The sequence below is a fragment of the Mesorhizobium sp. BH1-1-5 genome (assembly GCF_020165615.1).
In the GTDB taxonomy this organism is placed as follows: domain Bacteria; phylum Pseudomonadota; class Alphaproteobacteria; order Rhizobiales; family Rhizobiaceae; genus Mesorhizobium.
This window is the reverse complement of the sequence record NZ_JAIUIM010000012.1, coordinates 22,267-34,170: the sequence shown is the minus strand read 5'-3', so window position 1 is coordinate 34,170 and position 11,904 is coordinate 22,267. Positions and strand designations below refer to the sequence as shown.

Annotated in this window: 13 protein-coding genes; 4 read left to right on the top strand and 9 right to left on the bottom strand. The window is 63.7% G+C overall.

The window, feature by feature from the left end:
• The 8 genes from LB572_RS17425 to LB572_RS17390 all read right to left on the bottom strand — a co-directional run bounded on the left by LB572_RS17425 (window position 1) and on the right by LB572_RS17390 (window position 8,620).
• Window positions 1–855: a fumarylacetoacetate hydrolase family protein gene (locus LB572_RS17425; RefSeq protein WP_224668554.1), complete on the bottom strand. Its 855-nt coding sequence runs from the start codon at window positions 853–855 to the stop codon at window positions 1–3.
• Window positions 852–1,874, bottom strand: coding sequence for a zinc-binding alcohol dehydrogenase family protein (locus tag LB572_RS17420; RefSeq protein WP_224668553.1), 1,023 nt, complete (start codon window positions 1,872–1,874; stop codon window positions 852–854). Before LB572_RS17420 ends, LB572_RS17425 begins: the two co-directional genes overlap by 4 nt.
• Window positions 1,871–2,686, bottom strand: a complete 816-nt coding sequence (locus LB572_RS17415; protein ID WP_224668552.1) for an MBL fold metallo-hydrolase — start codon at window positions 2,684–2,686, stop codon at window positions 1,871–1,873. Before LB572_RS17415 ends, LB572_RS17420 begins: the two co-directional genes overlap by 4 nt.
• A 2-nt stretch (window positions 2,687–2,688) precedes the next feature.
• Window positions 2,689–3,903 (bottom strand): cytochrome P450, encoded by a 1,215-nt coding sequence (locus LB572_RS17410; protein WP_224668551.1) that lies wholly within the window; start codon window positions 3,901–3,903, stop codon window positions 2,689–2,691.
• A 96-nt stretch (window positions 3,904–3,999) separates the two neighbouring features.
• Window positions 4,000–5,019 carry a substrate-binding domain-containing protein gene (locus tag LB572_RS17405; protein ID WP_224668550.1) on the bottom strand — a complete coding sequence of 340 codons (1,020 nt, stop codon included), beginning with the start codon at window positions 5,017–5,019 and terminating at the stop codon, window positions 4,000–4,002.
• An 85-nt stretch (window positions 5,020–5,104) separates the two neighbouring features.
• A complete protein-coding gene (locus tag LB572_RS17400; protein WP_224668549.1) occupies window positions 5,105–6,124 on the bottom strand; it encodes an ABC transporter permease in 1,020 nt (339 codons plus the stop codon).
• On the bottom strand, window positions 6,121–7,647 hold the full coding sequence (locus LB572_RS17395; protein WP_140805298.1) for a sugar ABC transporter ATP-binding protein: 1,527 nt from the start codon (window positions 7,645–7,647) through the stop codon (window positions 6,121–6,123). Before LB572_RS17395 ends, LB572_RS17400 begins: the two co-directional genes overlap by 4 nt.
• A 37-nt stretch (window positions 7,648–7,684) precedes the next feature.
• The gene (locus LB572_RS17390; RefSeq protein WP_140805300.1) at window positions 7,685–8,620 is read right to left on the bottom strand and encodes a ketopantoate reductase family protein; all 936 of its coding nucleotides are present in this window, start codon (window positions 8,618–8,620) and stop codon (window positions 7,685–7,687) included.
• A 185-nt stretch (window positions 8,621–8,805) separates the two neighbouring features.
• Here LB572_RS17390 and LB572_RS17385 point away from each other — a divergent pair, with 185 nt between their 5' ends.
• The 3 genes from LB572_RS17385 to otnC are packed head-to-tail and all read left to right on the top strand — an operon-like array spanning window position 8,806 to window position 11,413.
• The gene (locus LB572_RS17385; protein ID WP_224668548.1) at window positions 8,806–9,519 is read left to right on the top strand and encodes an FCD domain-containing protein; all 714 of its coding nucleotides are present in this window, start codon (window positions 8,806–8,808) and stop codon (window positions 9,517–9,519) included.
• A 5-nt stretch (window positions 9,520–9,524) separates the two neighbouring features.
• Window positions 9,525–10,778 (top strand): 3-oxo-tetronate kinase, encoded by a 1,254-nt coding sequence (otnK, locus tag LB572_RS17380; protein ID WP_224668547.1) that lies wholly within the window; start codon window positions 9,525–9,527, stop codon window positions 10,776–10,778.
• Window positions 10,775–11,413, top strand: coding sequence for a 3-oxo-tetronate 4-phosphate decarboxylase (gene otnC, locus LB572_RS17375; protein WP_140805306.1), 639 nt, complete (start codon window positions 10,775–10,777; stop codon window positions 11,411–11,413). The genes otnK and otnC overlap by 4 nt, the downstream gene beginning before the upstream one ends.
• On the opposite strand, the gene LB572_RS17370 is transcribed toward otnC, so the two are convergent.
• Window positions 11,382–11,558 (bottom strand): hypothetical protein, encoded by a 177-nt coding sequence (locus LB572_RS17370; protein ID WP_224668546.1) that lies wholly within the window; start codon window positions 11,556–11,558, stop codon window positions 11,382–11,384. The two genes, otnC and LB572_RS17370, sit on opposite strands and share 32 nt — an antisense overlap.
• 112 nt (window positions 11,559–11,670) lie before the next feature.
• On the opposite strand from LB572_RS17370, the gene LB572_RS17365 reads away from it, so the two are divergent.
• Window positions 11,671–11,880, top strand: coding sequence for a hypothetical protein (locus LB572_RS17365; RefSeq protein ID WP_224668545.1), 210 nt, complete (start codon window positions 11,671–11,673; stop codon window positions 11,878–11,880).
• The last annotated feature ends 24 nt before the right edge of the window (window positions 11,881–11,904 follow it).

The following is an 11,904-nucleotide window of genomic DNA, read 5'->3' as shown; positions in this document are numbered from 1 at the left end:
CTATCCGGCCACGATGGGGGTTCTGAGCACACCGATCCCGGCCGCCTCGATCTCCACGACGTCGCCGGCTTTCATGAATATCTGCGGCTTCTGGAAGGCGCCTACGCCGGCTGGGGTTCCAGTCGAGACGAGGTCGCCTGGTTCCAGCGGCACGTAATGCGAAAGGAAAGATATCAGCCGCGGCAGCGAGAACAGCCAATCCGACGTGCTGCCGTTTTGCAGCAGCTTGCCGTTCAGCCTGGTCTTGAGCGCCACGTCGTCCGGCCTGGTCAGTTCGTCGGCGGTGACGATGCAGGGGCCGATCGGGGCAAAGCCCGCGAAATTCTTCCCGATGGTGATCTGGCTGTCCTTGAACTGGACGTCGCGGGCGGAGATGTCGTTAAGCAGCGTGTAGCCGAAGATCGCCGGCATCACGTCGGCTTCCGAAGCCTTATGCAGCTTCCTGCCGATCACCACCGTGAATTCGACCTCATAGTCCATCTGCTCGGTTCGAACCGGCTTCTCGACCGGCACGTCAGGCCCGACCACCGATGTCGGTAGCTTGGCGAAGAAGAACGGCTCCGTCGGCATCTTGGCGTTGGGGTTCTCCTCGGCATGACCTTTGTAGTTGATGCCGGAGCACAGCACCTTGCCGGGGCGAATGGGAGCTTCGAGCGCAACGTCGGCAAGTGCGTAGCGCGGCACCTTTGCGAGCCCGGCCCGGACCCTGTCGAGCGCCGCCTTGCCGCCCTGGACGACCTCGAGGACCGACGCGGCCAGCCCGGCCTCGGTCAGGCAGGCCACCTGCCCGCCGTCAAGAACGCCGGCGTGGTGGTGATGCCCCGCCTTCTTGTGGGAGAAAGTCACGAATTTCATGCGGCCTCCGAAGCGAAGACAGCCTTGTGCAAGGCCATCGGATTGTCAGCGAGTGTCTTGAAAACGGTGGGCGCCTCAGACAGCGGGAAGCTGCTGGCGATCTTGGGATAGTGGATCTTACCCGAGGCAAGCAGATCGAGCGCCTCGGGAAAGCAGTCGACGGAAGCGCGCGAGCCGAGGATCGTGACTTCCTTGCGGGTGAAATCCAGGCCGGGAAACGTAACGCCTTGCCCTTTCTTGACGAGGCCGAGGATGACGACGCGACCGCCGGCGGCAACGAGATCGATGGTCTGCTCCATCGCAGGCGCCGCTCCCGTAGCTTCCATGACAACGGGCATGCCTTCGCCCTTCGTGATCTCGAGCACCCGTTCAAGCAAGCCCGCGCCACCGGCGATCGGAACTGCGCCCATTTCCGCAGCAGTGGACAGCCGCTCCGCCGAAAGATCCGTCGCGTAGACTTTAGCGCCACGGGCGCGTGCGACCTCGACGATTGCCAGCCCGATCGGACCCGCCCCCAGAACGAGGACCGTGTCTTCGCCGGTGACCATGCCGCGTCGGCAGCCCTGCACGCCGATGGCGACTGGCTCGGCGAACGCGGCCTCGAAGTCGGTCAGCCCTTCCGGAATGAGGTTCAGATTGGTCGCGGGCACAGTTACGAAATCGGCGAAACCACCCTCGCGATGCACACCGATGATGGTGAGGTTGGCGCAGCAGTTGCGTTTGCCGATCCGGCAGGGATAGCAGCGACCGCAGCCGATGAACGGATCGACAACGACGCGTGTTCCGGCCTTCGGACCGGCCGCTTCTGGCCCGTAGGCCTCGACTGTTCCGGCGATTTCGTGACAGCCGATCCGTGGATAGGTCACATAGGGGTTCTTGCCGATGTAGATATAGAGGTCGCCGGCGCAGAGGCCCGCGGCCCTGACGCGCACCAGCACTTCGCCCGGTCCAGGGACAGGCTTCGGCGCATCGGCGATGCGGATCGACTGCGGCTGATCGAAGATGGCGGCCTGCATCATGCCGCCTTTGCAGGGCGCAGGACCCTGCCATCGGCATCGAATTCGATCCAGTCGCCGGCCCGCAGCAGATAGGGATCGGCAATGGCCTCGCCGCGAGCCCTGGCCGCGCCGTGATGTTCCATGTAGTCGGCGACGTCCTTGTCGCCGTCGAGCTTGATGTAATGGCACGGCAGCACGGTCTCGAGGCCGAGCCACTGGGTCGCCAGCACACCTTCATAGGGGCTCATCTCGCCGGTCAGCATTTCGCCAGGCATGGGATTGAGGTGCAGGATCTCCTGCGGATTGGCGATGCCGATGCAGCCGACATTGGGCTTGTAGAGTTCGCCCTGCAGCTTCAGGTCGGAGAAGATCGCCGTGTCGCCATAGTGGTAGAAGCGCAAGCCGTCGGCATAGACGATGAAGGCCATCGGCACGCCAGAGATGAAGGAATTGTCCTTCAAGCGAATCTGTGACCAGTGATGACACTCCAGTGGCTGGATTTCGATGCCGGCCACCTTGACCCGGATGCCCCAGGTGGTGGCGCGGATCTGGTTGGCAGGGATGCCGCGGTCCATCAGCCAGGCCTTCACCTCGCCGCCGCAGACGACCGGACAGCCGTACTTCGCGGCGATCTTGTCGGTGTCCCCGAGATGATCGAAGGCCGCATGGCTGACGACCACCAGGTCGACACGGTCGAATTCGGTGGATCTGGTCGCGGCTCCGGGATTCTGATCAAGAAACGGGTCGCATAGAATGCGCATGCCGTTGCTCGTCATGATCTCGTAGGCGGCGACGCCATGGAAACGAATGCGCGTGGTGGGTTGGAACGCCATCTTCAGTTCGTCTTTCTCTTGTCGATTGTGAGTGGCAGGCGAGCCAGCCCGCGCCGGTCGCCGCGGGTCTTCCAGCTAAGCTCTTGTGCCGGCCCGAGTGCGAGCCTTGCGCCGGTCTCGATCAGCGTTTCGAGCGTCACCGCCATTTCCATGCGCGCCACGCCCGCGCCGGCACATAGATGCGGGCCGGCCCCGAAGGTGAGATGCTTGTTAGGGCTGCGGTCGAGGCGCAGCTCCTCCGGCGCATCGAATACCGAAGGATCCCGGTTGGCCGAACCAAACCCGAGCGCCACGATATCGCCTCGCCGAATGTCGCGGCCGTGAAGGCAAAGGTCGTGCGAGGCATTGCGGCCGAAGATTTCGATCGGCGAAGAATAGCGCAAGAACTCCTCCACCGCGGTGGGAACGAGCGCCGGCTCCCGGGCCAGCCGTCCCAGAGCTTCCGGATGCTGGGCCAGCCAGTGCAGCATGACCGAGAGGCCATCCGCCGTGGTCTCGAAACCCGCGCCGAACACGACGGTCATGAACGAGCGGATCTGATTGTCGTCCAGCCGTTCGCCGTCGATCTCGGCCGCGATCAGCATGCTGATGAAATCACCGGTCGGCTCAGCGCGCCGGGCCGTGATCAGCTTCTCGATATAGGCGTTGAGTTCACAGCTCGAAGCCGCGCCGGCTGTCGGATCGCTCATGTTGAACATGCTGGTGATCCAGCCGATCCACCTGTCTGAATCTTCCAGCGGCACGTCGGTGAAAGCCGCGAGCGAGGCGACGGCAACCGGCACGCAGAAATCGGCAACGATCTCGGCCTGCCCCTTCTCAGCCATTTGCTCGAAGAGAGACCGGGTCAGCATCTTGACGCGCGGCGTGATGATTGCGACCCGCTGAGGAGCGAAGACCGGGTTGACCAGCGCGCGATAGCGCGAGTGCCGCGGCGGATCGATTTCGATCGGCAGCTGAGGTTCGGTGCGCGGCGTGATCACGGGAATAGCTGTCACGCCTGGAACGCCGGACGTGTAGTCGCGCCAGTTGATTGCCGCGGATCGCACATCGTCATAGCGGCTCAACAGCCAAAACCCGCCATGCTTGTTCGAGCGGGCCACCGGACATTCCCGCCGAAGCGTGTCGAAAGCCGGGAATGCATCGGCGACGAACGCCGGATCGTGGATGTCCACGTCGTCCGGGATCTCAGGTTCGCCTGCTGTGACAGTTGCGGCCATGATATTACTTGATCGAGTTGGTTCGCTTCGAAGTTGCCTCCGGCGCCAGGAAGAAGGCCGCCGGAGGCAAGAGGGCAGAGCCCTCGTGGAGGACGCCTACTTGACGCCGAGCGCGGTCGTCACCTTGTCGACATTGTCCTTGGTGACGAGCAGCACGCCGGTGTCCAGCGTATCGGGAACAGGGCGGCCGCCATCGGCGGCGGCGAGGCCGGCGGACTTCAGACCATTGTGATTGTAGTCGTGCAGGATCTTGACAGCATAATAGATGAACAGCTCGCGGTTCTGCACCACGATGCCATCGACCCAGCCCTCCTTGGCGGTCTTGAAGAAGTCGGGCGTCTGCTCCATCGCGGTCACCTTGATGTCGCCCGGATTCTTGCCTGCTTCCCTGAGCGCAGTCACGATGCCCGCGCCGGACTCGGAGTCGAAACCGGCTATGCCCGCGATGTCGGGGTTGGCGGCTAGAATCGCGGCCGTCACCTGCGCCGCTTTCTGCGCATCGCCGCCATCGTCCTCGTTGGAGACGATGTTGTATTTGCCGCCGCCATTGGCTTCGATATAGGCCTTGAACCCGGCCACCGCCTCACGCATGTTGCCGGCGTTGATGATCGACATCATGGCCAGCTTGCCGCCGTTAGGCACCTTCTCCATCATTTTCTTGGCCTGAGCGACACCGACCTGCGTCCAGTTCGTGCCGATATAGGCGAGGCGACCGGAGGCCGGCAGGTCGCCGTCGTCGACCACGGTCGGCACGCCCTGCTCTATGCATTTCTTGACCGATTCCGTGAGCGAGGGATCCCAGCCACCGACGACGGAGACACCGTTCGGCTTCTGCGCGCAGACTTGGTCGACCGCCGCGATAAAGCCCGGCAGGTCAAAGTCGGTCGGCCCGGCGACGACCACTTTCACGCCGAGTTCCTCCGCGATCTTCTTCATGCCGACATAGTCGTACTGCACGAAGAGCGGAAGGTTGGCCTTGTTGGAAATCCAGTAGTAGGTCTCCTTGGCGTCGGCGGGGCCAAACGAAGATTCCTGCGCGCGCGCTGACGCCGTCACGGCCGATGCAAGCGCCGTCATGCCCAAGGCGATCAATGTCGATTTCAGCATAGAGCCCATTCCTGTTTCCTCCTGATTGGGTTCTGTTCCCAGTTTTTGCAGTTCCCCCGGCTCTGGCCGGATTTCCTCCCGTTTGGCCGCCCGATCAGGCACGGCCCGCGGTCTTGAAGCGGTCGAGCGAGACGGCGAGCAAGAGGACGAGGCCGACGACCAGTCCCTGCCAGAACACGCCAACCGCGTTGATGATCATGGCGTTCTCGATCAGCGCGATGAAAAGCACGCCGAGAATGCCGCCCAGAACGGTGCCCTCGCCGCCCTTGAGGCTGGCGCCGCCAAGCACCGTTGCGGTGATGACCTTGAGCTCGATGCCGACGCCGGCATTGACGACAGCGCTATTGAGCCGCGCCGCGCCGAGCACACCGGCGATGCCTGCCAACGCACCCATTATGATGAAGCCGATGAGGATCAGCCGGTCGACGCGGATGCCGGAGAGTTGGGCTGCGCGCGGGTTGCCGCCGACGAAATAGAACTGGCGGAAGAAGCGCGTGCGCGCGATCAGCCAGCCGCCAATCAGCACCAGCACCAGCATCGCCCAGAACGGCGACTGGATGCGCAGGACCGGGTCGGCGGCACGGCCATACTCAGCGAAGCTGTCCGAGATCGGCGTGACGCCGGTTCCGGCCGTCACATAGGTCAGGCTGCGGTAGATGGTGAGCGTGCCGAGCGTCGCGATCAGAGCATTGATGCCGATGCGGGTCACGATCAGGCCATTGATCAGCCCCGCCACCGCGCCGACCACGACGCCGATGAGGAGAGCCACCTCCGCGGGCCAGCCCCACCAGCCCGCGACAACGCCTGCCCAAACGCCGGATAGCGCGAGCGTCGAGCCGACGGACAGGTCGAACGTGCCGGCGATCATCAGGAGCATCATGCCGCAGACAAGGATGCCGACCGGGGCGAGGTTGAGCAGCACGGCCCGCATGTTCGGTCCGGTCGGGAAATTATGCGGATAGACGATCGTCATCGCCAGCGCGAGCGCCACCACAAGCACGAACAAAGTCAGCTCGCGCGAATTGGCCAGACGGCGCACGATGCGCAGCGGCAAGGCTTCGCGCTGCTCGACCGGCGCCTGCGCTTCGTTGCGGGAAATTTGTGCCACGCTCATGCTCCAACCGCTTCCTTACGAACGTCCGCCACGGACGATGTGAACCGGGTCGCCAGCCGCAGGACCTGCTCTTCGGTCGCGCCTTCGCCAGCGAGTTCTCCGACGGTGCGGCCTTCGGCCATCACCACGATGCGGTCCGCGAGCGCGAGCACCTCAGGCAAATCGGAAGAGACAACCAAAAGCGCCACGCCTTTCTCGGCGAGGCCCCGCAAAAGGCGATAGATCTCGGAGCGAGCGCCAACGTCGACCCCGCGCGTCGGCTCATCGACGATAAGCAGTCGAGGCTCCATGGCGAGCCACTTCGCCAGCAGCACCTTCTGCTGGTTGCCACCGGAGAGCTCGCCGACGATCTTGTGAACGCTCGGCGTCGAGATGCGCAACTCGCTGACGAAGTTGCCGGCCAGCGCCTCGGCCTTCCTGTTGGAGAAATTGGCACCGGATGAGACCTTCGACAGGACCGTTGCGGCGATGTTGTTGACGAGATTCATTCCCAGGAACAGACCCGAGGTCTTGCGATCCTCCGGCACCATGCCGATGCCGGCGTGCTTGGCGTCCCACGGCCCCTGCGGGTTGATCGGTGCGCCTGCGATGCGGATTTCGCCGGCCCTGCGGGCTCTGGCGCCGAAGATGGCTTCACAGAATTCGCTCCGCCCTGAGCCGATCAATCCAGCCAAGCAGACGACCTCGCCTGCGCGCACGGTGACCGAGGCCGATTGCACAAGCGGCGGCGCGGAGACCTCGCTGGCTTCAAGAACGATTGGCCCTGTTTTTCGCGACGAAGCCGAGCGCGCGAGATGGACGTCGCGCCCGACCATGAGCCGGATCAATTCGTCCGTCGTGGTCTCGGCGACCTTTCGGGTCCCAGCCAGCCGGCCATCCTTCAGCACAGTGACCGAATTGCAGAGCGCAAATATCTCGGCGAGACGGTGGGAGACATAGATGACCGAAACGCCGTCCCTAGCCAGCCGGCGCACGATCTCGAACAGCTTTTCGGTTTCGGTCAGCGTCAGGGCCGCAGTCGGTTCGTCGAGGATCAAAAGCCTCAGCTCGCGCGACAGCGCCTTGGCGATCTCGACGATCTGCGCCTGGGCCGGCGACAGGAATGCCACCTTCATGGCCGGATCGATGGCAACGCCGAGTTGGGCGATGAGAGCATGCGCTTTTTCGCGCATCAGCCGGACATCGACCTGGCCGAACCATTTCGTCGGCTGCCGGCCGGCAAAGATGTTCTCGGCGACGGAGAGCTGCGGCACCAGCGAACCCTCCTGATGGACGATGCCGATGCCGAGTTCGCCGGCGGCCTTCTCGTCGAGCTCACCGAGCGCGACGCCATCGAGGCGCACTTCGCCGCCGGTACGGCTGTAGACGCCCGCGACGATCTTTCCGAGCGTCGATTTGCCCGCGCCATTCTCGCCGAGCAAGGCGCGGATTTCGCCCGGCTCAACCGCCATCGAGACATCGTCGAGCGCCCTCACGCCCGGGAACGATTTCGAAAGCTGCGAGACCTCGAGGCGCGCCACCATCTCAAGCCTCAAACGCTGAAGGACAAGGCCGGCATCGTTATGCCTTTGTCTGAAGATAGTGGGCTTGCTTGGCCTGGATCATCCAGACCATGGTGTCGTTGACCGGCGTTGGCACGCCGGCGCGCTTGCCGGCATCGACGATGGCGCCGTTGATCACCTCGATCTCCGTCTGGCGCCCGGCCTCGACGTCCTGCAGCATCGACGCCTTGCCGCCGACCGCCTTCTCTAGCAATCCGGTGATGGCCGCCCAACGTTCGTCATAGTCGAGCGAGATGCCCTGCGCATTGGCAACGGCCACGACCTCCCTGAGGATCGCGGCCATCAGCGACTTGGTGCCGTCGAAAGCAACGAGCTCGTGCGACATGAAATGCAGCAGGCCGGCGACCGGGAGCGTGCAGGCATTCAGGGCAAGCTTCTTCCACACCTCGTCGAGGATGCGTTCGGATTTCGTGGTTTCGATCTGCGCGGCGCAGAAGGTCTCGATCACCTTGTCCAGGCGCGGCGTCGTCTTGCCGCTCAGCTCGCCGATATAGGTCATCCCCACACCGGGATGCTTGACCCTGCCGGGGCCAAGCAGCGTGCCGCCATGATAGGTCAGGCCGACCAGGACCTTGTCTTCGCCGACGATGCCGGCGATGCGAGGGGCGTTGCCCCAACCGTTCTGCAGGCTGAGCACCGCTGTATCGCCCGAGATCATCGGCGCCGCTGCGCGGACCGCGGCATCGGTGTGGTAGCATTTGACGAAGTTGATGATGAGATCGACGGGCCCGACCTTGGACGGCTCCATGCTTGCGGGAACGCGGATGACCGGCTGGCTGCCGTCCTTCTCCTCGATCGTCAGGCCATTGTCGTTGATTGCCGCCACGGCAGGCTTCGACACATCGATCAACGTGACGTCATTGCCGGCGCGGGCGAGGTATCCGCCAAAAATGCCGCCCATCGCGCCGCCGCCGCCCAAAATGGCGATCCGCATGTTTCCTCGCTCCCTGACCCGCTAGGGGTGTTTTTCGGCAAAGCCGTAGCGCCGCTTCCGACCACTTGCGGAAACGCGCTTTCGGCGAACGAAACCGTTCGCCGATCCAGCCTTGTTTTGGTTTATGTTGCGGTCATCCTTGCAAGCAGTTGCATGGTTGTCAAGTATGATGGTATGAAAGGTGTATGGTCGACCCTCTCGTCATAGAACGCAAGAAGCTCTTCGAGCACGTGGCCTCGCATCTCGAGGCGCAAATCCTGTCCGGCAAACTGAAGCCCGGAGAACAGCTGCCGCCCGAGCGCGACCTGCAGATGCGCTTCGGCGTCGGCCGCCCGGCGATCCGCGAGGCCCTGATCGCGCTGCAGAAGGCCGGGCTCGTCGAGCTCACCAACGGCGCGCGAGCCAAGGTGCTGATGCCGACCGCCTCGCATATCTTCACCGGCATGGCGCCGGCGGTCCGCCAGATGCTGTCGACCGAGGAGGGCCATCGCTATTTCCAGGGCGCGCGCCTGTTCTTCGAGGTCGGGCTGGCGCGAGAGGCCGCCCGGCACGCGACAGCCGCGGACCTTGAGGCACTGGGGACGGCGCTCGAAGCCAACCGCAAGGCGATAGGCAACCGCGAGCGGTTCACCTCGACGGACATCGCCTTCCATTTCGAACTGGCGAAGATGGCGCGCAATCCGGTCTTCATCGCCCTGCACGACCAGATTTCGGAGTGGTTGAAGGAACAGCGCACCGTCACCCTTGCCGCCAAGGGTCAGGAAAAAACGGCTTTCGAGGCGCACAAGGCGATCTATGAAGGCATCGCCGCACGCGATCCTGACCGCGCCGAGCAAGCCATGCGCACGCATCTGGAGCAGCTTGCCGTCACCTTCTGGCAGCAGCGCACGCACGATTGACGGCCATGCGGATCGGCGTCATCGGTGATGACTTCACCGGCTCGAGCGATGTTGCGAATACTCTGGCGAAAGCCGGGGCACGGACGCTGCAGTATATCGGCACGCCCCGACATCCGGCACAACCGGATATCGATGCGGCCGTCATCTCACTGAAGACGCGCTCGATCGCCGCGGATGATGCCGTCGCGCAATCGATCGCCGCGTGCCGCTGGCTGAGGGCCAACGGCGCCGAGCAGGTCGTCTTCAAATACTGCTCGACCTTCGATTCCACGCCGCAAGGCAATATCGGCCCCGTCGCGGCGGCGCTGCTCGATGAACTGGAGGCGCCGCTGGCGCTTGTCTGCCCCGCCTTTCCAGCAAATGGCCGTACCGTCTACCAGGGTCATCTCTTCGTGTGGGACAAGCTGCTCAACGAGTCCGGCATGGAAAACCATCCGCTCACGCCGATGACGGATCCCGACATAAGACGCTGGTTGGCACGCCAGACCGAGCTGAAGGTTGGCCACATTTCACTGCCGACAATTCGCTCGCACGCCCTCGGAAAGGCGGTCGCGGCCGCCGAAGCGGCGGGCGAGCGACTGATCGTCGCCGATGCCATCCTGGATGACGACCTGCTGACACTCGGTCGAGCCGCAGCCTGCCATCGTTTGGTCACTGGCGGTTCGGGCATCGCCATGGCGCTGCCGGGAAATTTCGACATGCGTCCCGGCAGCGCCTCCGGGAGCTTCCAAGGAGCGCCCGGACCGGCACTGGTTCTGTCCGGCAGTTGCTCGGCCGCGACACGGCGCCAGGTTGCGATCTACCGAGAAGAGCACCCTTCCCTGGAGTTGAACGCAGAGGCATTGAGCAAGGATGGCAATGACGTCGTGGAGCGGTCACTCGCCTTCATCGAAAAGCACAAAGACGCTGCCCCGCTGGTCTTTTCCTCCGCGGATCCGGCGGTCGTGTCGGCGGCCCAGGCACGATATGGCGCCTCTGACCTTGCCGGCCGCTTCGAGAATTTCTTCGCCTCGTTGGCAACGCAAGCGATGGTCTCCGGCTTTCGCCGCATCATCGTGGCCGGCGGCGAAACGTCAGGCGCGGTTGCCTCCGCGCTGGGGCAAGGACCGATGCGCATCGGACCCGAGATCGACACCGGCGTTCCCGCGCTGGTTCTCGATGGCCCGCCGCGGCTATCGCTGGCGCTGAAGTCGGGTAATTTCGGCGCTGACGATTTCTTCGAACGCGCTCTTAGCATGCTGGAAGGCGGCCATCGATGACACTGGAAGAACAGCAGCTTCGCGATGAGATTTGCCGCTGGGGCGACTCGATGTTCAAGCGCGGCTACACCGCCGGATCCTCAGGCAATCTTTCGGCCAGGCTTCCTGATGGCTTCCTCGTGACACCGACCAATTCCTGCCTGGGATATCTCGAACCGGCCAGGCTGTCGAAACTTGATCCCGCCGGCGTCGCTGTCTCGGGAGATGCTCCGACGAAGGAAATTCCGCTGCACTTGGCTTTCTACGAGGCCCGACCCCAGGCGGGTGGTGTCGTGCATTTGCACTCCACCTACGCTACCGCGTTGTCCTGCCTCGAAGATACCGATCCTGAGGACACGATCCCGTCCATTACGCCTTATGTCGTGATGCGGGTCGGACGTGTTCCGCTTATCCCCTACACCCACCCTGGATCGACCGACACGGGCATCCTCGTGAAGACCCTCGCTCCCGATCACGCCGCAGTGCTTTTGGCCAATCATGGTCCAGTCGTATCAGGCCGCAGTTTTCGCGATGCAGTTTTCGCCGCTGAAGAGCTCGAGGAAACCGCCAAGTTGGTATTGCTGACCAGGCAGATGTCCGTGCGGCGCCTATCTAACGATCTGGTTACGGAGCTTGATCGACGTCGAAAATCGTGAACCCGTATCCGGAGTTGGAAGAGGTCGTCGAGGCGGAGCCGCTCAGCCACAGCCCCTGCCCCGGCCTCAGGGAGGTGGCGAGCGCATTGATCTGGTTCCACTGCTCTGCCGTGAAACCCGGTCCTGGAAACTCGACCGCCGTCATCTGGTACTTCCTTGAGCATAGTCTCGCCGCCGTTGGCTTGGCCGTGCGAAGGCTCATTCAGGACCGAGGTCCAGCGGACGGGCCAGCGCGGCGTACCGCCACTCCGTCGGCGGTGGAACGGTGGCTGGACGGCGTCGACAGCCCGTCGCTGGACTTCGAGCGCCGGCTGCTGCAGGCCGAGGGCTTCTACCTTGCCCTGTGCGAGGCCTTGCTGACGGTCAGGCCGGCCGACGCAGTGCGCCTGTGGCGAGCACTGAGGGCAATGTCGAGGATCCGCTTCAACGGCGCATCGTCGGTCGTCGGATATGCATCGCCCTCATAGCGACGAGCCCAAATCGTCATTGGT

Excerpts from the sequence above, each read along its gene's own strand:
- otnK (WP_224668547.1), top strand. The coding sequence starts at position 9,525 with ATGCGGATCGGCGTCATCGGTGATGACTTCACCGGCTCGAGCGATGTT.
- LB572_RS17415 (WP_224668552.1), bottom strand. The coding sequence starts at position 2,686 with ATGGCGTTCCAACCCACCACGCGCATTCGTTTCCATGGCGTCGCCGCC.
- LB572_RS17390 (WP_140805300.1), bottom strand. The coding sequence starts at position 8,620 with ATGCGGATCGCCATTTTGGGCGGCGGCGGCGCGATGGGCGGCATTTTT.
- otnC (WP_140805306.1), top strand. The coding sequence starts at position 10,775 with ATGACACTGGAAGAACAGCAGCTTCGCGATGAGATTTGCCGCTGGGGC.
- LB572_RS17420 (WP_224668553.1), bottom strand. The coding sequence starts at position 1,874 with ATGATGCAGGCCGCCATCTTCGATCAGCCGCAGTCGATCCGCATCGCC.
- LB572_RS17425 (WP_224668554.1), bottom strand. The coding sequence starts at position 855 with ATGAAATTCGTGACTTTCTCCCACAAGAAGGCGGGGCATCACCACCAC.
- LB572_RS17400 (WP_224668549.1), bottom strand. The coding sequence starts at position 6,124 with ATGAGCGTGGCACAAATTTCCCGCAACGAAGCGCAGGCGCCGGTCGAG.
- LB572_RS17385 (WP_224668548.1), top strand. The coding sequence starts at position 8,806 with ATGGTCGACCCTCTCGTCATAGAACGCAAGAAGCTCTTCGAGCACGTG.
- LB572_RS17405 (WP_224668550.1), bottom strand. The coding sequence starts at position 5,019 with ATGGGCTCTATGCTGAAATCGACATTGATCGCCTTGGGCATGACGGCG.
- LB572_RS17395 (WP_140805298.1), bottom strand. The coding sequence starts at position 7,647 with ATGGTGGCGCGCCTCGAGGTCTCGCAGCTTTCGAAATCGTTCCCGGGC.
- LB572_RS17370 (WP_224668546.1), bottom strand. The coding sequence starts at position 11,558 with ATGACGGCGGTCGAGTTTCCAGGACCGGGTTTCACGGCAGAGCAGTGG.
- LB572_RS17410 (WP_224668551.1), bottom strand. The coding sequence starts at position 3,903 with ATGGCCGCAACTGTCACAGCAGGCGAACCTGAGATCCCGGACGACGTG.